The sequence below is a fragment of the Kitasatospora mediocidica KCTC 9733 genome (genome assembly GCF_000744225.1).
GTDB classification, from domain to species: domain Bacteria; phylum Actinomycetota; class Actinomycetes; order Streptomycetales; family Streptomycetaceae; genus Kitasatospora; species Kitasatospora mediocidica.
Window position 1 is genome coordinate 1,410,632 of the sequence record NZ_JQLN01000007.1, and the last position, 21,750, is coordinate 1,432,381.

General features: G+C 72.9%; 17 protein-coding genes and 3 tRNA genes. 10 read left to right on the forward strand and 10 right to left on the reverse strand.

Translation table 11 applies throughout. The features are described from left to right. Positions 1-5: 5 nt before the first annotated feature. Entirely contained in the window at positions 6-1,169 is a 1,164-nt protein-coding gene (gene argJ, locus BS80_RS36480; protein WP_408607475.1) for a bifunctional glutamate N-acetyltransferase/amino-acid acetyltransferase ArgJ, read from the reverse strand. Between the two features lie 205 nt (positions 1,170-1,374). Here argJ and BS80_RS36485 point away from each other — a divergent pair, with 205 nt between their 5' ends. Next, on the forward strand, positions 1,375-3,426 hold the full coding sequence (locus BS80_RS36485; RefSeq protein WP_157536780.1) for an SMI1/KNR4 family protein: 2,052 nt from the start codon (positions 1,375-1,377) through the stop codon (positions 3,424-3,426). 174 nt (positions 3,427-3,600) lie between these two features. On the opposite strand, the gene BS80_RS36490 is transcribed toward BS80_RS36485, so the two are convergent. After that, positions 3,601-3,674: transfer RNA gene (locus tag BS80_RS36490), tRNA-Ile, on the reverse strand. Between the two features lie 256 nt (positions 3,675-3,930). On the opposite strand from BS80_RS36490, the gene BS80_RS36495 reads away from it, so the two are divergent. Both BS80_RS36495 and BS80_RS36500 read left to right on the forward strand, forming a co-directional pair. Next, entirely contained in the window at positions 3,931-4,845 is a 915-nt protein-coding gene (locus BS80_RS36495) for a trypsin-like serine peptidase (protein WP_035806045.1), read from the forward strand. A gap of 127 nt (positions 4,846-4,972) precedes the next feature. Then, complete coding sequence (locus BS80_RS36500; RefSeq protein ID WP_035806046.1) at positions 4,973-5,746, forward strand: trypsin-like serine peptidase; 774 nt, start codon at positions 4,973-4,975, stop codon at positions 5,744-5,746. A 79-nt stretch (positions 5,747-5,825) separates the two neighbouring features. On the opposite strand, the gene BS80_RS36505 is transcribed toward BS80_RS36500, so the two are convergent. Beyond that, positions 5,826-5,898, reverse strand: a tRNA-Asn gene (locus tag BS80_RS36505). A 48-nt stretch (positions 5,899-5,946) separates the two neighbouring features. Further along, positions 5,947-6,019 (reverse strand) — tRNA-Asn (locus BS80_RS36510). A gap of 312 nt (positions 6,020-6,331) precedes the next feature. Here BS80_RS36510 and BS80_RS36515 point away from each other — a divergent pair. The 3 genes from BS80_RS36515 (at position 6,332) to BS80_RS36525 (ending at position 9,577) form a co-directional block, all read left to right on the forward strand. After that, on the forward strand, positions 6,332-6,616 hold the full coding sequence (locus BS80_RS36515) for a hypothetical protein (RefSeq protein ID WP_157536781.1): 285 nt from the start codon (positions 6,332-6,334) through the stop codon (positions 6,614-6,616). An 81-nt stretch (positions 6,617-6,697) separates the two neighbouring features. Beyond that, entirely contained in the window at positions 6,698-8,134 is a 1,437-nt protein-coding gene (locus tag BS80_RS36520; protein WP_035807016.1) for an FGGY family carbohydrate kinase, read from the forward strand. A 36-nt stretch (positions 8,135-8,170) separates the two neighbouring features. Next, positions 8,171-9,577, forward strand: a complete 1,407-nt coding sequence (locus BS80_RS36525) for a glutamate decarboxylase (protein WP_035806050.1) — start codon at positions 8,171-8,173, stop codon at positions 9,575-9,577. Positions 9,578-9,640: 63 nt separating this feature from the next. Here BS80_RS36525 and BS80_RS36530 read toward each other — a convergent pair whose 3' ends face one another. The 3 genes from BS80_RS36530 to BS80_RS36540 all read right to left on the reverse strand — a co-directional run bounded on the left by BS80_RS36530 (position 9,641) and on the right by BS80_RS36540 (position 14,115). After that, positions 9,641-10,771, reverse strand: a complete 1,131-nt coding sequence (locus tag BS80_RS36530; protein WP_157536782.1) for an RNA polymerase sigma factor — start codon at positions 10,769-10,771, stop codon at positions 9,641-9,643. A gap of 110 nt (positions 10,772-10,881) precedes the next feature. Beyond that, positions 10,882-12,789, reverse strand: coding sequence for a DNA primase (dnaG, locus tag BS80_RS36535; protein ID WP_035806052.1), 1,908 nt, complete (start codon positions 12,787-12,789; stop codon positions 10,882-10,884). A gap of 9 nt (positions 12,790-12,798) precedes the next feature. Then, complete coding sequence (locus BS80_RS36540) at positions 12,799-14,115, reverse strand: deoxyguanosinetriphosphate triphosphohydrolase (RefSeq protein ID WP_035806054.1); 1,317 nt, start codon at positions 14,113-14,115, stop codon at positions 12,799-12,801. Positions 14,116-14,240: 125 nt separating this feature from the next. On the opposite strand from BS80_RS36540, the gene BS80_RS36545 reads away from it, so the two are divergent. From BS80_RS36545 to BS80_RS36555, 3 genes are read left to right on the forward strand one after another with little or no spacing between them, the layout of a single operon-like run. Continuing rightward, positions 14,241-14,858 carry an ArsR/SmtB family transcription factor gene (locus BS80_RS36545; RefSeq protein ID WP_051967660.1) on the forward strand — a complete coding sequence of 206 codons (618 nt, stop codon included), beginning with the start codon at positions 14,241-14,243 and terminating at the stop codon, positions 14,856-14,858. After that, positions 14,855-16,189: an MFS transporter gene (locus BS80_RS36550; protein ID WP_051967661.1), complete on the forward strand. Its 1,335-nt coding sequence runs from the start codon at positions 14,855-14,857 to the stop codon at positions 16,187-16,189. Before BS80_RS36545 ends, BS80_RS36550 begins: the two co-directional genes overlap by 4 nt. A gap of 33 nt (positions 16,190-16,222) precedes the next feature. Beyond that, a complete protein-coding gene (locus BS80_RS36555; protein WP_232246780.1) occupies positions 16,223-16,906 on the forward strand; it encodes a spermidine synthase family protein in 684 nt (227 codons plus the stop codon). A 52-nt stretch (positions 16,907-16,958) separates the two neighbouring features. On the opposite strand, the gene BS80_RS36560 is transcribed toward BS80_RS36555, so the two are convergent. Both BS80_RS36560 and BS80_RS36565 read right to left on the reverse strand, forming a co-directional pair. After that, positions 16,959-17,900 carry an SGNH/GDSL hydrolase family protein gene (locus BS80_RS36560; RefSeq protein ID WP_051967662.1) on the reverse strand — a complete coding sequence of 314 codons (942 nt, stop codon included), beginning with the start codon at positions 17,898-17,900 and terminating at the stop codon, positions 16,959-16,961. Between the two features lie 137 nt (positions 17,901-18,037). Then, positions 18,038-18,994: a PAC2 family protein gene (locus tag BS80_RS36565; protein WP_035806060.1), complete on the reverse strand. Its 957-nt coding sequence runs from the start codon at positions 18,992-18,994 to the stop codon at positions 18,038-18,040. A 705-nt stretch (positions 18,995-19,699) separates the two neighbouring features. Between BS80_RS36565 and BS80_RS36570 the strand changes: the two genes are divergently transcribed. Then, on the forward strand, positions 19,700-20,443 hold the full coding sequence (locus tag BS80_RS36570) for a GNAT family N-acetyltransferase (RefSeq protein WP_035806062.1): 744 nt from the start codon (positions 19,700-19,702) through the stop codon (positions 20,441-20,443). A gap of 13 nt (positions 20,444-20,456) precedes the next feature. Here BS80_RS36570 and BS80_RS36575 read toward each other — a convergent pair whose 3' ends face one another. Continuing rightward, entirely contained in the window at positions 20,457-21,668 is a 1,212-nt protein-coding gene (locus tag BS80_RS36575) for an ADP-ribosylglycohydrolase family protein (RefSeq protein WP_063772153.1), read from the reverse strand. Between the last annotated feature and the right edge of the window lie 82 nt (positions 21,669-21,750).

Here is a 21,750-nt window from a genome sequence, read left to right on the forward strand (position 1 = left end):
CGGGCTCAGGAGCTGTAGTCGGCGTTGAGCCGGACGTACCCCTCGGTCAGATCGCAGCCGTAGACGGTGAACTCCCCGGCGGCGATGCCGAGATCGACCCGGATCAGCACCTCGTCGCCCTGGAGGTACGCGCGGGCGCGGGCCAGGAGCGCGGCGCTCGGCTCCTCGGGGTGCATGACCAGGTCGTCGAAACGGATCCCGACCCGGTCCGGGTCGATGTCGCTCTCGTCCTCCAGCTTGCCGATCGCCATCGCGATCCGGCCCCAGTTCGGGTCGGCGCCGTGCACCGCCGTCTTGACCAGCGGGGAGTTGACCACGCTCTTGCCGACCCGCTTGGCCTGCGCATCGTCGCGGGCCCCGGTGACGTGCACCTCGATCAGCTTGCTCGCGCCCTCGCCGTCCGAGGCGATCGCCCGCACGAGGTGCAGGGCGCAGGTGTGCAGCGCCTGCTCGAAGGCGTCCAGGTCGACGGGACCGGCCAGGCCGTTGGCGAAGATCGCCGCGGTGTCGCTGGTCGAGGTGTCGGTGTCGATGCTCAGCGCGTTGAACGTCCGGTCCATCACGCGCCGGAAGAGCGCGTCGAGGGCGTCGGCCGGGATGTCCGCGTCGGTGAAGAAGAAGGTCAGCAGGGTGGCCATGTTCGGCTCGATCATGCCGACCCCCTTGGCTATCCCGGTGAGCGCGGCGTCACCGCAGCGCACGGTGAGGTGCTTGGGCCGGGTGTCGGTGGTCATGATGGCCGCGGCGGCGGCCGCGCAGTCCGCCTCGGGGAACGGCCAGGCCAGCTCGGACAGTCCGGCGCGGATGTGCTCCATCGGGTAGGGCCGGCCGATCATTCCGGTGGAGCCGATCACCAGCTCCTCCGGGTCGATCCCGACGATCTCGGCGACCGTGCGCCGCACCTCCGCGGCATGCTCCGCCCCGGCCCGACCGGTCGCCACATTGGCGTTGCGCGAGAGTACGACCATCCCCCGGGCGCGCTGGAGGGACGCGGCCTCGCGGCTGAGCACGACGCTCGGGCCGGCGAACCGCGAGCGGGTGAACACCGCGGCCGAACGGGCGGGCGCCTCGGAGACGACGACGGCGAAGTCGTCGTCGACGTCCTTGAGTCCCATGTTCCGGGTGACGCTGCGAAAGCCCTGCGGTGCCACGGTCTCCATGATCGACAAACCTCCGAGGTAGTGGATGAGGATGCTGCTTACCGTACACATATGAGAAGTTGTCAGCAATGATTTACCAGTAGATGCATAACTATGCGTCAACATCCAGAGCCGGGCTCCCATCGCTCGGCGTGATCCCGGGCTGTCACGGCCTCCGCGTAGGGTGCGACCTCGACGGCCGGTCGGTCGTCGATCTCGTGGAGGTTGACCGTTGGTGACCCATCTGAGCCATGTCCCGCCCCGCTCCTGCGAGGCAGCCTGGCTACTGCCGGACGGACCGCCGTACTACACGCTGGAGTTCACCTCGGCGGCGTGTTCGGCGGCGCACGCGGCACTGGCCGACGACGACGCGCAGCGCGAACCCGTCGGCCGGGCCCTCATCCACCTGCTGGACCACGGCTTCACGATCCGCCCCGACGTGGCCCGCACGATCGTGGAGCTCGTCCCCGAGCAACGCGCGGCCGCGGCGGCGCAGTTGCGCCTCTACCGTGCCGACCGGACGAACGACCGGGCGCGCATCCCCTATCCGCACCAGGACGTCTGCGACACGAGTTCCGCCGCGCTGCTCACGCAGATCGCCCTGGCGGTCCTGGACCCCGGCGAACTCCAGGCGGCACGCGAGCAGTTCGGGATCACCGGTGGCGCCGACGCCGCAGTCCACGCCGCCGCGTTCGCCCGGCTCGGCGCACAGCCGAGAGCGGACGCCCTGGCCCGCCTGACGGCGTGCGCCGAACTGAACGAGACCCACGGTGGGCCGGCCGTGCCGCAGTCGATGCTGCTGATGGCACTCGAACCGTCGCCGCAGGCCGACGCCGCGCGGTCGGCACTCGTGTCCCTGCTGCTGTTTCCGGACGCGTGGAAGTCGCCGGAAGGCCCGTTGCGCGAACTGCCGGACTTCATACCGGCGGGGTGCGCGGCGGCGCGCGAGATGCTGGCCGAGGACGCGGCGCAGCGCGAGCCGGTCGGCAGCGCCCTCGGCCACCTGCTGGATCTCGGCTTCGTCAACCGCACCGAGGTGGCCCGCACCATCGTGGATCTCGTTCCCGAGCAACGTGCTTTTGGAGCAGCGAAGTTGAGCGGCTATCTGGCCGACCTGCCCAGCGACCGGGCGCTCGTCCACACTCCCCGCATCGACCTCTCCCCCGCCGGTCCCGCCGCGCTGGGCACCCAGATCGCGTTGGCCACCCTCGACCCGGGCGAGGCCGCGGCGGCGCGCGCCCGGTTCCGGCTCGGCAACGGCTCCGCGGACGGACGCCTCGCCGCCGACTTCGCCCTGCTCGGCCCGCGGCACACCGATGACGTGCTGGTCCGGATGGCCGCACGGCTGACGCCGCAGGGCGTGCGGGCGATGTTCACGCTGAGCCCGTACGTGGACCGGCAGCGCGTGTACGAGCTGCTGCATGAGGCCGTCGCCGGGGGCGTGGCGGTCGGGCTCCTCGCGACGCCGCTCACCGCGCTCGACCCGGCCGAGCGTCCCGACGCGGTACGGCTGGCGCTCGGCTCGCTGCTGCTGAGCCCGGAGGAGTACCTGGTCACGGGCGGGGACAAGGACGTCGTGGCGGCGGTGCTCGACGCGGGTCCGGAGTATCAGGACCAGGTCACCGAGGCACTGTGGCAGGTCGTCAGGAACCTGCCGCTCAACCGCACGCTACGGCTCCAGGCCGCGGCCCGGCTCGGCGCGCCCGACCGCGAGGCGGCAGAGCGGTTCCTGACCGGCCCGGACTGCGAGAGCGCACGGCTGGAACGCGCGGCGGTGGCCGACGTCTGGCGGCGGATCGAGGGCTCGCTGATGGTGCACGCCCCGGCGCTGCTCGGCGGTTTGGCCGGACCGGCGAGCGCCGAGGAGATCGCGGCGGCCGAGACGCAACTCGGATACCGGTTGCCGGCGGACTTCGCGGCCTCGTGCATGATCCACCGCGCGGTCGCCGTCCCCGGCGCGGGCCCCGACGAGTGGATGCACTGGGACGTCCGCGAACTCGCCGCCATCCGCGAGGAGACGGCCGACGACTGGTCCTCGCAGGCCTACGTTCCGCTCACCCACGAAGGCGACGGCTCCCACCTGGTGCTGGACCTGGATCCCGACGGGTCGCCGGGCCGGCTGATCTACTCGGACCAGGGCTGGGACCCCGATCCCGGCGACGTGCGCGCACCGAGCTGGCTGTCTGCCCTGGAGTCCTTCGCCGACCACCTCGAAGCGGGCCGCTACCGCTACCGCATCTATGACGAGGCCACCGGCGCGGGCGAGATCCTCTATCAGGACCTCTGACCACCACCGGTGCCGCCGGTCCGGGGGGACTTCCTCGAAAACTCCTCGGCCGGGCCCCTCGCGGCGTGGCGGGCGGGCTCCGGACGGTGGTCTACCGTAGCCTTGAGGACGGGCGGTCAGACGTTTCGCCAGGTCAAGTGCTGTTTTTATCTGACGATCCGTCTGGATCTGAGGTGGGGCGGGTGGGACTCGAACCCACGACCCAGGGATTATGAGTCCCCTGCTCTAACCGGCTGAGCTACCGCCCCGACTCACCGCGTTGGCGTCGGCCACCACCGTGGCCTTCCAGCGCAGCACAGCGGCCCCGCAAGGCCGCCACGGGCAGCATATCCGGTCGATCAGCCGTGGTGCGCGCCGGGGGCGCACCACGAGTGCGTTCCCGGAGCCCGGCCCGCGGGTGCGCCGTGTGTGTCCTCCCGCCGCGTCCAGGCCGGTGAGTCCCGGTGGCAGGGCACCGGTGTCCGGGTGAAGCTGTCCGGAGCAACGGGCGCTGGAGGGAGTCGGATGACGGTGCGTAGCAGGGCCCTCGTCGGCGCCACCGCGCTGGCGATCGGACTGACCGCCCAGGGCTGTGGGTCATCCCCCGAGCCGAGCGGGGCACTGTTTCTGACGCCGACGCCCGGCTTCATGTCCACCGGCAGCCACGCACCGCCCTCCTCCGGCGCCTCCGACGAGGGCTCCGCTGCGGCCTCCGGTGCGGCGAGCCCCTCGGGTTGGTCCCGGGAGCGCTTCCTCAAGGCCTTCGACAAGCACAAGGGCACCACCCGGACGGCCTCGCCGACGACCCTGAACGGCCTGGTCGGCGCGGTCTTCACGCGCAGCGCGTCCGGCGACCACTTCTGCACCGCCAGCGTCGTCGACAGCGCCGGGCAGAACCTGATCGTGACCGCCGCGCACTGCGTCTACGACCCCGGGGTCGGCCAGCGCAACGACCTGGTCTTCGTCCCGGGCTACCGCGGCGGCGAGACGCCCAGCGGGGTCTGGCCGCTGGCCGCGATCACCGTCGACCAGAGCTGGGCCGACAGCGGCAACCCCGATATGGACGTCGCGTTCGCCGTCGTCCAGCCGCAGGGCGGCAAGCAGGTCCAGCAGGTGCTGGGGGCGAACAAGCTCGGCATCGGCAAGGGCTACCAGCTCGACGTCCGGGTGACCGGCTACCCGAGCAGCAGCGACGTGCCGATCACCTGCGTCAACCAGACCGTCCAGCAGAGCCCCACCCAGCTGCGGATCAGCTGCCCCGACTACACCGGCGGCACCAGCGGCAGCCCCTGGGTGACCGGTTTCGACCCGGCCACCCGCACCGGCACGGTGGTCGGCGTGATCGGCGGCTACCAGCAGGGCGGCAACACCCCGGACGTCTCGTACAGCAGCTACTTCGGCGACAAGGTCCAGGCGCTCTTCGCCCGGGCGACCAACTGAGACCGACCGGTCCAAGCCGGGCGTCCGCCGTCCGCGTCCGGGATCTGGCGCCGGACCGCCCGTACCTGGTAGATCATTGCTGAGAAGACGCACCCGGCGTCGAGCGATGACCGAGAGGCGGCGGCGAATGGCCCGGCGGGGGTACGGGTACGTCAGGCGCGCTGCGGCGCTGGCCGCCGCGCTGGCCGCGGCCCTGCCGCTCGCGGCGTGCGCCCAGGACGGCCCGCGGCGGCCCGCGCTGAGCGCCGACACCGCCCCGCAGAGCGCGGGCAGCGACCGGATCGGCGTACTCACGCTGCCCGCCCAGAACGGCACCCGCGCCTGCACCGCCAGCGTCGTCGACAGCCCCGGCCGCAACCTGCTGGCCACCGCGGCGCACTGCGTCTACAGCCACTCCGCCGGCCCGCTGGAGGGTCTGACCTTCCTGCCCGGCTACCGCGACGGCCAGTCCCCGCACGGCAGCTGGACGGTCAACCGGATCACCGTCGACCCGCACTGGCAGGACGACGAGGATCCTGAGTACGACGTGGCCTTCCTGACCGTCGCGCCGCTGGGCGGCCGGCAGATCGAGGACGTCCTCGGCGGCAACAAGCTGGGGCTCAACCTCGGCTTCGACCTGCCGGTGACCGTCACCGGCTACCCCTTCACCCGCGACCAGCCGATCACCTGCAGCACCCGCACCAGCGCCCGCAGCTCCACCCAGGAACGCTTCGACTGCGGGGACTTCTCGGACGGCACCAGCGGCAGCCCCTGGCTGACCGACATCGACCCGCAGAGCGGCCTGGGCACCCTGGTCGGCGTGATCGGCGGCTACCAGGCGGGCGGCGACACCCCGGACATCTCGTACAGCGTCAGCTTCGACGACCGGGTGTCCGCCCTCTACCACCAGGCGACCGGCTGAGGCCTGCGGCTCGCCCGGCGTCCCGGGCCGGTCCGGGAACGCCGAACGCCCCCCGGCGAACCGAGGGGCGTTCTCGCTGCTCCCGCAATTGGACTCGAACCAATAACCTGCCGATTAACAGTCGGCTGCTCTGCCAATTGAGCTATGCGGGACCGCTCACCAGGGTGGCACCGGTCACGGGGACCGGGCACCTCTCTGGGCTCCCGCAATTGGACTCGAACCAATAACCTGCCGATTAACAGTCGGCTGCTCTGCCAATTGAGCTATGCGGGATTGAGCTGGCGGCCTCGGTCGTTCCCCGGTCTCCCGGACGTTCCCGGTCTCCCGGGCCTCGGCGTTCGCTGCGGGACATACATTAGCGCACTCAGGGGGGTGGTCCGCCAATCGCTTTCCGAACCGTGCACCTCGGACCGCCCGGCGCGCCCCCGGAGCTGCTCCGCTCGGCGCGCCCGGCGGGCGGCACGGTCGCCCGCCGGGGATGCTGTGGAGGGACACGCCGACCGGTGGGCGGTTCGCCGGCGGCCGGGACGGGTAAGGCACCGCGGCAAGCGCCGCGCGAGAGGGTGGAGGCCGAACATGTGGAAAGTGACGTTCGTCGTGGGGGTCGCGGCGGGCTACGTCCTGGGGGCCAGGGCCGGCCGGCAGCGCTACGAGCAGATCGCCACGACAGCACGCCGGATCTCGGAGCACCCGAAGGTCCAGGACGCCACCGAACGGGCCAAGCGCTCGGCCGGTGCGGCGGCCGGCAAGGCCGCGGGCGCGGTGACCGAGCGGGTCGGCGACCGGCTGCCGGACGCGCTCACCGACCGGGTGTCCTGCTTCGGCCGCCGACAGGACGAGGACGACAGCTGGGGCACCGTGCGCCCGTAGTCCCGGGACCCCGGTACCGAGTGGGCAACACTTGCCGGGAGCGGCGACGGGAGGACCCCCGGCTGAGGCATGATCTCCATCATGGCCATCGTTGCGGGCATCGACAGCTCGACCCTTCGCACCCGGATCGTCGCGTGTGACGCGGACACCGGCGCCGTCCTCCGCTCCGGCAAGGCCCCGCACCCGGCGTCCGAGGCTTCCGAGGCCCGATCCACCGAGGCGGACCCCCAGTCGTGGCTGCACTCGCTGGGTGACGCGGCCGCAGGCGGCCTGCTGGAGGGCGTCCGGGCGATCGGTGTCTCCGCGCAGCAGCACAGCATGATCGGGCTGGACGCGGGCGGCGTGCTGGTGCGTCCGGCGCTGCTCTGGACCGACCCGCGGTCCTCCGGTGCGGCGGCCGCGCTGGTGGCCGCGCTGGGCGGCCCGGCCGCCTGGACGGAGGCGATCGGCGCCGTCCCGGCCGCGACCTACACCATCGCCAAGCTGCGCTGGCTGGCCGAGTTCGAGCCGGCCCACGCCCGCCGGATCGCCGAGGTGCTGCTACCGCACGACTGGCTGGTCTGGCAGTTGCTGGGCCACCCGCAGCGGCGCACCACCGACCGGGGCGACGCCTCCGGGACCGGCTACTGGTCCCCGATCACCGGCGAGTACCGCCAGGACCTGGTCAAACTCGCGCTCGGCCACGAGCTGATGCGGCTGCCCGAGGTGCTCGGCCCCAACGAGCCCGCCGGGCACACCCCCGAGGGCCTGCTGATCTCGGCCGGCACCGGGGACAACATGGCCGCCGCGCTCGGCCTGGGCCTGGGCCCCGGCGACGCGGTCGTCTCGCTCGGCTCGTCCGGCACCATCTTCGCCCTGCACGACCAGCCCGTGGTGGACCCCAGCGGCACGGTCTCCTCGTTCGCCGACGCGACCGGCCACCACCTGCCGATGGTCGGCACGCTCAACGCGGCCGGCGTGCTGCGCGCAACCGCGCACCTGCTGGGACGCGACCTGGAGGGCCTGAGCGAGCTGGCGCTGCGCTCCTCCCCCGGCGCGTACGGGGTGGTGCTGCTGCCGTACCTGGACGGCGAGCGGACCCCGAAACTGCCGCACGCGGCAGGCAGCCTGACCGGCCTTCGGGCCGAGTCGATGACACCCGAACACCTCGCCCGAGCCGCGGTCGAGGGCATGCTGTGCAACGTCGCGGACGCGCTGGACACGCTGCGCGGCAAGGGCGTGGCCGTGCGCCGGGTGGTCCTGCTGGGCGCGGTCGGCCGGCTGCCCGCGGTCCGCGAGATCGCGCCGCTCGTCTTCAACGCGACCGTGGTGATACCGCCTCCGGGCGACTACGCGGCGCGCGGCGCGGCCCGGCAGGCCGCCTGGGCGCTGGCCGGCACCGCCGAGCCGCCGCAGTGGGAGCTGCCCGAGGTGACGGTCATCGAGCCGGACCCGGACCAGCCCTTCGGCAAGGCCGTTCGCCAGCAGTACCGCGCCGTCCGCGACCAGGTCCACCCGGAGATCGCCGAGCGGGACTAGCGTGGGAAGGGTCACCTAGCGAGAGGCGATCCCGACATGGCACTGCACCGAGGCACAAGCGCGGACCACCGCCTGGCCGTCAACGCGTTCCTGGGCGAAGCCGATCCCCTGGGGGCGATGCGACTGGCGCCACCCAAACACCGGCTGCCGGCCGGGCCGATCCCGCCGCACATCGCCTACCAGTTGATCCACGACGAGCTGATGCTGGACGGCAACGCCAAGCTCAACCTGGCCACCTTCGTCACCACCTCGATGGAGGTCCAGGCCCAGGCGCTGATGGCGGAGTGCCTGGACAAGAACATGATCGACAAGGACGAGTACCCGCAGACCGCCGAGCTGGAGCGGCGCTGCGTGGCGATCCTCGCCGACCTGTGGAACGCGCCGGACCCGGCTCAGACGATCGGCTGCTCCACCACCGGCTCCAGCGAGGCCTGCATGCTGGCGGGCCTCGCGCTCAAGCGGCGCTGGATGCGCGCCAACCAGGCACGCTACGACGCCGGCGCCCGGCCGAACCTGGTGATGGGCGTCAACGTGCAGGTCTGCTGGGAGAAGTTCTGCACGTTCTGGGAGGTGGAGGCCAGGACCGCGCCGATGGAGGGCGAGCGGTTCCACCTCGGCGCCGAGCAGGCGATCGCTCTCTGCGACGAGAACACCATCGGGGTGGTGGGCATCCTGGGCTCCACCTTCGACGGCTCCTACGAGCCGGTCCAGGAGATCTGCGCCGCCCTGGACGCCTTCCAGCAGAGCACCGGCCTGGACATCCCGGTGCACGTCGACGGCGCGTCCGGCGCCATGGTCGCGCCGTTCCTGGACCCCGATCTGGTCTGGGACTTCCGGCTGCCGCGGGTCGCCTCGATCAACACCTCCGGGCACAAGTACGGCCTGGTCTACCCCGGTGTCGGCTGGGCGCTCTGGCGGGACAAGGAGGCGCTGCCGGAGGAGCTGGTCTTCAAGGTCAACTACCTGGGCGGCGACATGCCGACCTTCGCCCTGAACTTCTCCCGCCCCGGCTCCGAAGTGGTCGCCCAGTACTACAACTTCCTGCGGCTGGGGTGGGAGGGCTACCGCGCGGTGCAGCAGTCCTGCCGGGCGGTGGCGCAGTACCTGGCGGCCGGCATCGAGGCGCTCGGCTCCTTCCGGCTGCTCACCCGGGGCGACGAACTCCCGGTCTTCGCCTGTACGGTGGCGGACGATGTGACCGCCTACGACGTCTTCGACATCTCCCGCCGCCTGCGCGAACGCGGCTGGCAGGTCCCCGCCTACACCTTCCCGGAGAAGCGCACCGACCTCTCGGTCCTGCGCCTGGTCTGCCGCAACGGCTTCACGATGGACCTGGCGGACCTGCTGCTGGCCGACCTGGCCCGGATCCTGCCCGAACTCCAGAACCAGCCCGGCCCGTTGCAGGAGCACGGGGTGGCCCCCCGGAGCGGCTTCCACCACTGACACCCGTCTGACACTCGTCCCGTCCGGCGAGGAGCGGCCCGCGGCGGGTCCGTCACAGCCGGGTCAGTCCAGATAGCCGCGCAGCTGCTCGGCGAAGGCGTGGCCGCGCAGCTTGCCCAGCGTCTTGGACTCGATCTGGCGGATTCGCTCGCGGGTCACGCCGAAGAGCGCGCCGATCTCCTCCAGGGTGCGCGGGCGGCCGTCGGTGAGGCCGTAGCGCAGCTCGACCACCTTGCGCTCGCGCTCGCCGAGGGTGGAGAGGACCGCCTCCAGGTGTTCGCGCAGCAGGAGGAAGGCCGCGCTCTCCACCGGCGAGGCCGCGTCGGCGTCCTCGATCAGGTCGCCGAGGGCGACGTCGTCCTCCTCGCCGATCGGAGTGTGCAGCGAGACCGGCTCCTGAGCCAGCCGAAGGATCTCCCGGACCCGGGTCTCGGTGAGCTCCAGGGCCAGGCCGACTTCGGCCGCGGTTGGCTCGGTGCCCTGCTCCTGGAGCATCCGGCGCTGCACCCGCAGCACCCGGTTGATCAGCTCCACCACGTGGACCGGCACCCGGATGGTGCGGGCCTGGTCGGCCAGTGCGCGGCTCATCGCCTGCCGGATCCACCAGGTCGCGTAGGTGGAGAACTTGTAGCCACGGGCGTAGTCGAACTTCTCGACGGCCCGGATCAGTCCGAGATTGCCCTCCTGGACCAGGTCGAGCATGGTCAGCCCACGGCCGACGTAGCGCTTGGCCACCGAGACCACCAGGCGCAGATTGGCCTCTATCAGGCGGCGCTTGGCGATCCGGCCGAGCACCACCAGGTGGTCCAGGTCGTCGGCCAGCCGGCCCTCCGGCAGGCCGTGGTCGTGCAGGTGCTCCTCGGCGAACAGTCCGGCCTCCACCTGGCGGGCCAGTTCGACCTCCTCGGCCGCGGTGAGCAGGCGGATCCGGCCGATCTCGCGCAGGTACTGGCGGAACAGGTCGGCGGCCGGGCCCGGTGGCTCGTTCAGCAGCGGGCCCGCGGCGTCGTCGTCCGGATCGACGGCCTCGGCCTCGAACCCGCCCGCACCACCGAAGCCGGGCTCGGGCCCGGGACCGGACTCGGCTCTCGGGCCAAGATCGGACTCGCCATCCGGTCTCTCGGCCGCGTCGTCCTCGGCCGCGCTGTCCTCGGCTGCGGCGTCCTGGGCGGCGGCGATCTCCAAGGGACCCACCCCTCCGCGGGCCGCGCGGCCCGACCTGTACGGACTGAGACACCCTCAGTGTGGGGTACGCCACAGTCGTAGCCGAGAGTCGTGCGGTGAGTTTCTGGCGGAGACAGAGGCTAGAGTCCGGCGGATCCCCGGGTGCGCAGGTTGGCGTCGTACTGCTGGAGTGCCCACAGCTCCTGCTGCACGGCCGTCAACTCCCCCGCGTCCGGGCGGTTTCCGAGCCGCTGGAGCTGTGCGCGGACCTCGTCGATCCGGCGCTGCACGGAGGCCCGGCGCAGCTTCACCAGGAACTCGCCCGCGTAGATCTCGTCCGGCTTGCGCCGGGTGCGGATCGGCTCGACCGTCAACTCGGTGACCAGCGACCGGACATGGTCGTTGTCGGCGACGTCCAGGACGGCCGTGACGAAGTCCGGGCGGCCGGCGCCGTGGACCGTGCCGCCGGCCTTGGCGATCGCCCGCCGGACCGCCGCGTACGGCGGGGTGGGGAACTCGTCCTCGGCGTACTGGTCGAAGGCCGGGTTCACCAAGTCGGGGTACTGGATGGCCAGTTTGAGCAGTTCGCGCTCCACGAACTGACCGGTGTCCTGCGGGTTGAGGCGGAAGGCCGGACGCTGCGGCGCGGGCGCCTGCTGCTGCGGCTCGGGGCGCCGCAGCGTCTGCCCGCGCCCGTTGGCCGGGGACTCGCGCTGCCAGCGGGCGATCTGGCCGATCCGGCGCACCACGAACTGCTCGTCCAGGATGCCCAGCAGGCCCGCGAGTTGGACGGCGTACTCGTGCCGGATCGACGGGTCCTTGATCTTGGCGACGATCGGCGCGGCCTCTTCGAGGGCCGCCGCGCGCCCCTCGGCGGCGTCCACCCGGTGCCGGGCGACCGCCGAGCGCAGCGCGAACTCGAAGAGCGGGACGGGGTTGGCGATCAGCTCGCGCACCGCCTCGTCACCCTGGGCGAGCCGGAGTTCACACGGGTCCATCCCGCCGGGGGTGATCGCGATGGAGGTCCGGCCGGCGAACTTCTGGTCGTCCTCGAAGGCGCGCAGCGCGGCCTTCTGGCCGGCCGCGTCACCGTCGAAGGTGAAGACCGTCTCGCCGCGGTACTGCGAGGTGTCCATCAGCAGCCTGCGGATGATCTTGATGTGGTCCTCGGCGAAGGCCGTGCCGCAGGTGGCCACCGCGCTGGTCACGCCCGCCAGATGGCAGGCCATCACATCGGTGTACCCCTCGACCACGACGGCCCGGCCGCTCTTGGCGATCTCCTTCTTGGCCAGGTCGATGCCGTAGAGGACCTGCGACTTCTTGTAGATCGGGGTCTCGGGGGTGTTCAGGTACTTCGGGCCGTTGTCGTCCTCGCGCAGCCGTCGCGCGCCGAAGCCCACCACCTCGCCGGCGGTGTCCCGGATCGGCCAGACCAGCCGGCCGCGGAAGCGGTCGATCAGCCCGCCGCGCTGACCCTGCGAAGCCAGGCCGCCGAGCAGGATCTCCTTGTCGCTGAAGCCCTTGCCACGCAGGTAGCGCACCAGGTGCTCCCAGCCGGCCGGCGCGTAGCCGACGCCGAAGTGCGCGGCGGCCTCCGCGTCGAAGCCGCGCTCGGTGAGGAAGGCGCGGCCGACCTCGGCCTCCGGCGAGGTCAACTGCTCCTGGTACCAGGCCGCGGCCACCTTGTGCGCCTCGACCAGCCTGGTCCGCTCGCCCGGCTGGTGGCGCTGGCTGTAGCCGCCCTCCTCGTAGCGCAGCGTGATGTTGGCCGTGGTCGCCATCCGCTCGACGGCCTCGGCGAACGAGAAGTGCTCGATCTTCATCAGGAAGGTGATCGTGTCACCGCTCTCCTGACAGCCGAAGCAGTGGAAGAAGCCCTTGCTCGGGTTGACGTAGAAGGACGCCGACTTCTCGTCGTGGAACGGGCAGACGCCCTTGAGCTCCCCCCCGCCACCGCCGGTCAGCTGGACGTAGTCGCCGACCACCACGTCAATGGGCAGCGCGTCTCGCACTGCCTGTACATCTTCGTCCCTGATCCGCCCGGCCACTGTGGAAGTCTACGGCTTCGCCGGGCCGGTCAGCCGGGCGTGCAGGGCCAGGGCCGAGGCGTCGGTCAGGGTGGCGATCTGGTCGATCACCGCGCGCAGCGCCGCCCGGTCGTCGGAGGCCTCCAGGTAGAGCGCGGCGAAGACCGGGTCCAGCCCCTCGGGCGCCCGCCGGGTGAGCGCCTCGGCCAGCTCGGCGATCACGACCCGCTGCCGGGAACGCAGCTGCGCCTGCTCGTCGCGCTGCATGACGTACCGGACGGCGACCGCCTTGAGCACCGCGCACTCCAGGCGGACGCCGCGCGGGACCACCAGCTCGGCTTCGTAGCGGGTCAGCCGACCGGGGCCGTACCGCTCCCGGGTGGCCTGCTCGGCGGCCAGGCAGAACCGGCCGATCAGCTGACTGGTGAGGTCCTTCAGTCCGGCCCGGGCGCGGGCCGAGCCGTCGTAGCCGCGCGGCCACCACTCCTGGGCCTGGAGCCGGTCCAGCGCCTCGCCGAACTCCTCCGGTTCGGCGTCCGGCGCGTAGCGCTCGGCGACCTTGAAGAGCTCGGAGCGCTCGCCCCCGCTGCGCAGCGCCGCCGTGGCGATGTGGCCGGCCTGAAGGCCGTCCTCGACGTCGTGGGTGGAGTAGGCGACGTCGTCCGACCAGTCCATCACGGTCGCCTCGAAACACTTGCGGTCCTGCGGCGTGCCGGAGCGCAGCCAGCGGAAGACCGGCAGATCGTCCGCGTAGACGCCGAACTTGGAGGAGGCCGGGTCCACCGGGTGGTCGCCGCGGGCCCACGGGTACTTGGTCGCGGCGTCCAGGGCGGCCCGGGTGAGGTTGAGGCCGACGCTGCGGCCGGGCCAGGGGGCCAGCCGGGCGGGCGCCTCGTCCAGCGGGGCGAAGCGCTTGGGCTCCAGCCGGGTCAGGATACGCAGCGACTGGGCGTTGCCCTCGAAGCCGCCGCAGCCCTCGGCGGCCTGGTCGAGGGCCTCCTCGCCGGTGTGGCCGAACGGCGGGTGGCCGATGTCGTGGGCCAGGCAGGCGGTCTCCACGAGGTCCGGGTCGCAGCCCAGGACAGCGCCCAATTCCCGCCCGACCTGGGCGCATTCGAGCGAGTGGGTGAGCCGGGTGCGGGGGAAGTCACTGCGCATCGGGGCGACCACCTGGGTCGTCCCGGCCAGTCGGCGCAGGGCGGCGGAGTGCAGGACGCGGGCGCGGTCGCGCTGGAACGCCGTCCGGCCGGGCCGCTTGTCGGGCTCGGGCACCCAGCGGGCCTCGGCGTGGCTCGGGTCGCTCGGGTCGCTCGGGTTCGGGTCGCTCAGATACGAGGTGTCGTCCATATACCGCCACCGTACGCCGCCGCTGCGACAGGCCGGCGACGCGGCGCACACGACCGGGCAACACGCAGAGAGTTCTCTGCAGAGAGATCTATGCAGAGAACTCTCTGCACGCTACTGTTCCGGTCATGGACGAGAACACCCAGGACCACCCGCCCACACCCGCCGCCCGCCCCACCCGGGCGGTCGACGCCCGCAGCCTGCGCGCGCTGGCCCACCCGCTGCGGATGCGGATCCTGGAACAGCTCGGCGACGACGGCCCCGCCACCTCCGCCCGGCTCTCCGAGACGCTCGGCGAGAGCACCGGCACGATCAGCTGGCACCTGCGCCACCTCGCCGAGCACGGCTACATCGAGGAGGAGGAGGGCCGCGGCACCAAGCGCGAGCGCTGGTGGCGGGCGGTGCGCGAGAAGCGGGTGGTCGACACCACCGGGATGCGCGCCGACCCGCAGCTGCGCGCAGCGCTCTCGGTCTACCACCGGCACTACCTGGAGCAGCAGTTCAGGCGGGCCGCCGAGGCCCTGGCGGTCACGCCGCAGGGCCCCTGGGTGGGCGCCGGGACGCTCTCCGACTGGAGCGACGTGCGGATGACCGCCGACCAGCTCCGGGCCCTGAACGCCGAACTCCTCGCCGTGATCGAGCGCCACGTCCCCGGCCCCGACGCGCCGGTCGACCCGGCCGCCCGTCCGGTCCTCATCCAGCTCCAGTCCCTGGCCGCCAAACCGAAGGACGCCACGGCATCATGACGACCGACATCCTCTCCGCGCGCCGGCCCGGCCTGCTGCGCCGCAACCGCGACTTCCGGCTGCTCTGGACCGGCGAGGTGGCCGGCAAGTTCGGCTCCTCCGTCACCGGCCTGGGCTTACCCCTGATCGCGGCCACCACCCTGCACGCCGGGGCGTTCCGGGTCAGCCTGCTGACCATGGCGAGCTGGCTGCCCTGGCTGCTGATCGGGCTGCCGGTCGGCGCCTGGGTCGACCGGATGCGCCGGCGGACGGTCATGATGGCCGCCGCCGCGGGCTCGCTGGTGCTCTTCCTGACCGTCCCGGTCGCCGCCGCGCTCGGCGTGCTCGGCTTCGCCCAGCTGCTGGCCGTCGCGCTCTGCGCCGGGACCTGCACGGTCTTCTTCCAGACCGCCTACACCGCCTACCTGCCCGGCCTGGTGGCCGAGGCGGACCGGGCCGAGGGCAACGCCAAGCTGCAGGGCAGCGCCTCGGCCGCGCAGATCGTCGGGCTGGGCTCGGGCGGCACCATCGCGCAGGTCTTCGGCGCGGTCGACAGCCTGCTCGCGAACACCGTGACCTTCCTGGTCTCGCTGCTCTGCACGGCCGGGATCAGGCACCGCGAACCGGTCCGCGACCCTGCGCAGCGCCGCCGCCGGACCCTGCTGAGCGAGGTCGGCGAGGGCCTGCGCCAGGTGGCCGGGGACCGCTGGCTGCGCTGCTTCGCCCTCTACGGCGCGTGCTCCAACCTGGCGCTGACGGCCTACCAGTCGATCCTGGTGGTGTTCCTGGTCCAGCAGGCCGGCCTGCCGCAGGGCACGATCGGTGTGCTGATCGGCCTGGCGAGCACCGGCGGGGTGGTCGGCGCGCTGGTCGCCCGCCGGGTCGGCGCGGCGCTCGGCACGGCCCGCGCCCTGCTGCTGTTCCTGCTCGGACTGCCCGTCCTGGTGCTGCTCATCCCGCTCACCACCGGCGGCGCCGGGGTGCTCTGCTACCTGGCCGGCGGGTTCGCGGTGTCGGCGGGGGTGGTGGCCGGCAACGTCCTCCGGTCGACCTTCCAGCAGCGCTACTGCCCCGCCGAGTTGCTCGGCCGGATCTCGGCCGGAACGTCGTTCCTCACCTACGGGACCATCCCGCTGGGCGCACTGGCGGGTGGCTCGCTGGCCGCGCTGCTGGGCCTGCGCACCGCGATGTGGCTGGCGACGGCGGCCGTACCGCTGGCCGCCGGGACCCTCTGGTTCTCCCCGCTGCGCGGGCTGCGCGACCTGCCGAGCAGCCCCGGCCGGATCCTGGCCGGCCACCGCCACCAGGCCCAGGAGCGCTCTGCCGCAGCGATGTTGGACGGCTCGCTATGATCGGCCGGGTACGACATCTCCGAGGGGGTCATCGTGTCGCAGCCACCCGTGACAGACGGTCAGGCCGTCACCGTGGATCGCCGGGAGGGCCCCTACGGCGAAGTGGTCCTGCGTGAGCGGGACGGGCTGTTCGAGATCATCGCGAACGGGTGCTTCCTGATGGACACCTCCGACGGCCGCTCCGAACGCCGACTGGTCAACGCCGCGCTGGAGGCACTGCCGGAGCGGGAGAACGCGCCGTCCGTACTGATCGGCGGGCTCGGCGTCGGCTTCTCGCTCGCGGAGGCCGCCGCGGATCCGCGCTGGGGCAGCATCGTGGTCGTCGAACGGGAGCCGGCCGTCATCGACTGGCACCGCACCGGCCCGCTCGGCCGGTTCTCCGCCGACGCGCTCACCGACCCGCGTGTCCAGGTGGTCGAGGCCGACCTGGTGGAGCACGTCGCGACCGGAACCGACCGGTACGACGCGCTCTGCCTCGACATCGACAACGGCCCGGACTGGCTGGTCACGGACTCCAACGGCGGCCTGTACGCGGGCCAGGGCCTGGCGCTGCTGCGCGGGCGGCTCGCGCCCGGCGGTGTGCTGGCGGTGTGGAGCGCCCAGCCGTCGGCGGCCTTCGAGGAGCGCCTGCGCGACGCCGGCTTCTGCCGGGTCTGGACGCTGGAGATCCCGGTCCCGCGCGGCGCTCCCGACATCGTCCACCTGGCCACCGGCTGACACCCGGACCTCAGCGCTCGGGCCTCAGGACTCGGGCCTCAGGACTCGGGCCTCAGGACCGGATCGCCGCGGCCACCGCCTTCGCCATCGCCTGCTGGCCCGCCGCGTTCGGGTGCAGCGGCGCGAGGCCTGCGGCCGGGAACGGCGGCTCGACCCAGCGAGCCGCCTGGCCCGCGCACATGTCGTGGCCGGCGGAGGGCTTGTAGGTGTCCACGAAGGCCACCCCGGCCGCCTTGGCCCGGTCGGCCAGCACGGTGTTCAGCTGCTGCTCCTTCTGGGCGATGTAGCTCAGGTCGCCCGGCAGCACCGCCCGGCCCAGCACCGACTGGCAGCCGGCCGGATCGGCGGGCAGCAGGGCCGGGTAGCCGACCAGGTAGACCCTGGCCTGCGGGGCGCGCCGCTTGACCTCCTGGAGCACGCCGGTGAGCCGGTCGCCCACGGTGTCCAGCAGCGCGGTCAGCCGGTCCTGGCCGTCGGCGGCGGTGTAGGAGGCCCGGCAGGGCGAGTCCTGGGCCTTCTTCAGGTCCAGACCGGCCAACAGCGTCTGGGCCAGCCCCTGCTCCGCGCACCGGGCGACCACCTTGGTGAAGTCCGCGTCGTTGCCGCCGATGCCGACCGTGACCAGCCTGGTCCGGTCGCTCAACGCGTCCAGCTGGGCCGGGTTGTCGCCGCCGTCCAGGTGCTGCGGGGCGCCCAGGTCGGCCGTGGTGGCGCTGGAGCAGCTCACGTCGGTGAAGTCGGCGGCGGCGATGCCCAGGTCCCGCGCGACCAGCGACGGGTAGTTCACCCCGGAGCGGCCGCAGCCCCTGGGCGCACCCGCGGCCGCCGGTTCGATCTGCAGACCGGCGGTGTACGAGTCGCCGAGCGCCACGTACGGGCCCTTCGGCGGCGGCACGGAGGGGTGCGGGAGGGCCGGCGCCGCCCGCCCGGCCGAGCAGCCGGCCAGCAGCAGCGCGGCACCCAGCCACCACGCGGTGCCCACTCGGCCGATCACGGACGCCCTCCCCCGGTCGCGGGTCCCGCCCGTCCGCCGGGCGCTTCAGCGGCTCCAACGAACAAGCCGCGCCGAATGACTCCCGCGCGGCCCGCCGCAGCGCCGCTGAGCCGCTGAACCGCTGCGCGGCTACTCGGCTACTCCGCGCCGCGCTCGTGCTCGGCGAGGAACTCCTCGAACCGGCGGCCCAGCTCGTCCGCCGAGGGCAGCTCGGCGGTCTCGGCGAGGAGGCTCTCTCGGCTGTCCGCACCGGCCACCGCGTCGTACTGGCCCTCCATGCCGCGGATCGCCGAACGCAGCTCGCCGTCGCCCTGGGCCAACTGATCCTCGATGTCCGCGTAGACCTCGCCGACCCGCTCGCGCAGCAGATGGCCCGGCAGCACCAGGCCGGTGGCGGCCTGGGTGGCCTCCAGGATCAGGACGGCCGCCGCCGGGTAGGCCGAGCGGGCGACGTAGTGCGGCACGTGCACCGCGAAGCCGAGCACGTCGTGGCCCGCCTCGCTGAGGCGGTACTCCACCAGCGCCTGGGCGCTGCCCGGGACCTGCGCCTGCTCGAACCACTGCGGATAGCCGGCGGCCAGCTCCAGCCGGTTGCCGTGCGGGGTCAGCCCGACCGGGCGGGTGTGCGGAACACCCATCGGGATGCCGTGGAAGTCCACCGAGAGCCGGACCCCGAACTTCTCCACCAGCTGGCGGATCGCGCCCGCGAACGCCTCCCACTCGACGTCCGGCTCGGGACCGCTCAGCACCAGGAAGGGCGCGCCGGTGGCGTCCTGGACCAGCTGGAGCAGGATCTCCGGCGGCTCGTAGGACGTCCAGCTCTCCCGGTCGAAGGTCATCGCGGGGCGCCGGGCGCGGTAGTCCACCAGGCGGTCATGGTCGAAGCGGGCCACCACCACCGGGCTGCCCTCCTCCAGCAGGTGGGCCACCACCTGGCCGCCGGCCTCGCCGGCGTCCATGAAACCGTCGAAGTGGTAGAGCAGCACCAAGCCGCCGTCCGGGCCGCCGTGGTCCTGCGAGACGGCAGAGTTCGCGGCGGTCACCGCCGCCACGCCCTGCGGCTCAAGCTCGTACAGCGTCTCGAGATCGCGCACCGCGCACCCAACCCGTTTCTCGTCGGTCCATCGCCAGCCTGTCTGCGGAGCCGCGACGCTACTGCACGCCACCGGTCCCTCCCCCTCCAGCGTGCCGCAGTTCTCCGGCATTCCCGACCGGTCCGCCGTCTTCGCCGCGGGAGCGCGGGTTGCCCTGACGGGCACGCTACGGGCCCTGCGGAAATCATCGCACCCCTACGCCCCCGAGGGCCGCATCGTGCCTGGTCAGAGGCCCCCTGCCGGAGCGGACGGCGGGCCCACGACGCTCTCGCGCCCCCAATGGCGCGCCGCGAGGTGACGCACGGGTCCAGGGCAGGTATCGTCCTCTCGCTGCCTCGCATCGTCGCGTCGTCGCCACGTCGTCTGTCACGCCGTGGGCCACGTCCCGAACATGTACGGCCAGCCATGACTCCCGCACCTTGCCTTCACCTGGCCGCCTGCTTCCCTTCGCGCTCTCGTTCCTTCCTCGGCCATTCGCGGACACACACTGTCCCCCCGCACTTCCCGCCGGACCGGTCCATGCGAACCGTGTCCGCTCCGGCACCGTGCTGCCCGCCTCCGGGCCGCCCATCCCCTCGTACAGCCGATGCTCCGGCGTACGCGGGACGCGGCGGACGACTCCCGTAGGTGGGGCGACTTGTCCTTCCCGACCGCCGGCACCCCAGGCGCGAGGGACCCTCCGACTGCCGAAGGACCGAAGGTTCCGTGCCAGTTCCCGTTACCCTCACCGGCCGTACCGTTCGGCTGGAGCCCCTCTCCGAGCAGCACGCCGAGGCCCTGGCCCGCGCAGCCGCCGAGGACCGTACGACGTACGCCTTCACCGCCGTCCCCCAGGGCCTGGACGGCGCGAGGGAGTTCATCGCCGCCGCGCAGGCCGACCAGGCTGCCGGCCGCTCCCTGGTCTTCGCCACCGTGCGGGCCTCGGACGGCCTGGTGGTCGGGTCCACCCGGTTCCTGGAACTGGACTACTGGCAGGGACCGGTGGTCTGGCCGCCGCTGCCGCAGGGACCCAGCGGCGACCCGGCGACCGCGACCCCGGACGCCGCCGAGATCGGCCGCACCTGGCTCTCGCCGCTCGCCCAGGGCACCGGCATCAACACCGAGGCGAAGTTGCTGATGCTCCGCCACGCCTTCGAGACCTGGGGCGTGCAGCGGATCTCGCTGCGCGCCGACGCACGCAACCTGCGCTCCCGCGCGGCGATCGAGCGGCTCGGCGCCACCAGCGAGGGCGTCCGCCGGGCGCACAGCCGGGGCCTGGACGGCGTGGTGCGCAGCACCGCGTTCTACTCGATCCTGGACGAGGAGTGGCCCGCCGTCCGCGACATCATCGAGCTGCGGATCGCCGCCGCGATCGCCCCGAGCGCGCCCGAGCGCCGGCTCTCCCGGGGCGTCGGGCGCGAACTCGACCAGGAGTGTGTCAGACACGCCGGTTCGCTGATCCCGGCCTGACCCCGATCAGGCGCTACGGCATCCGGCGCAGCAGCAGGGCGAGGAGTTCCTCGTCCTGCGCGCCGGTGAAGCGTGCCGGATGGGTCTCCACCAGGAGCTCGACCGGGCGCCAACTCCCGTCGCGGGCCGGGACCACCGCGACCGACAGCACCTCGTAGCCGGTCCGCGCCCGGTACAGGTGCAGCACGCCCTCCTCAGTGCGGCTGGCCCACCGGCCGGTCAGGCCGCGACGCAGGCGCTGCCACTCCTGGTCGCTCCAGCGCAGGTCCGGCGGAACGGGGTGGCGGCGCGGCAGCAGCATCGGCCGCTGCCCGTCGACCGGGCCCGCGACGCTGCCGAGCCCGGGGAACGCCCAGTGCGGCAGCGCCTCGCGGGCCTCCAGCCAGGCGCGCGGGATCCCCGCCACGCCGGTCCTGGCGGCGACCACGCCCCCGACGATCGCGGCGGTGGTGTCCACGTCGCCGCCGGCCCGGATCGCCGCCAGCACCGCGCCCCGGTAGTCGTCCAGCCACCGCGCGGCGCACCAGAGCGCGAACGGCACGGTGTCCAGCGCGCTCACCCGGCTGCCGTTGCCCAGGATCCGCGCGACCGCCACCGGGTCCGGCTCGTCGAGCAGCGCGCGGGCCTCGCCGAGCGCCTCGTACACCGCCCCGCGCGGGGTGAGCGCCCGCACGGCGGTCAGGAACTCGGCGGGCGTGCCGGGCGCGGTGCGGGCCCGTACGGCGTGCGCGGCGGCCACCGCGACCGCGACAGCGCCGTCCACCGCCTGTGGGTGGGTGTGGGTGATCACGGCGGTGGCGGCCGCTGGACGGACCGCGGCGCCCGGATCGGAGGCGAAGGCGGCGCCGAGCGGGGCGACCCGCATCGCGGCGCCGTTGCCGTACGAGCCCTGGCCGTCGAAGAGTTCACCGGCCAGTGCGCGGGCGTCGCCGCCCTCGCGGACCAGCCGGAGCAGGCGGTTGGCGGCGGGCCCGTAGCCGCGGTCGAAGTCGTGCCGGCGGGCGAAGGCGTGGGTCAGGTCGAAGCTGTCGAGGGTGCGGGCGAACCGGCCGGCGTCGCGTTCGGTGAGGGCCGCGTGGACCGAGCAGGCCATCTCGGTGTCGTCCGTCCAGGGCCAGGGGGCCGGCGGGTCGATGCCGAGGACGGTACCGGGGACGAAGAACTGGGCGCCGAGGGCGTCTCCCACGGAGAGCCCGTGCAGGGAGTCGAGTGAAGGATTGGTCATCGTCGACCATCCTAGGAACTGCGTTGGTCAACGTCTGTCCGCTTTAGCCACCTCCGGGGGATCTTTCGCATACCTACCGTCT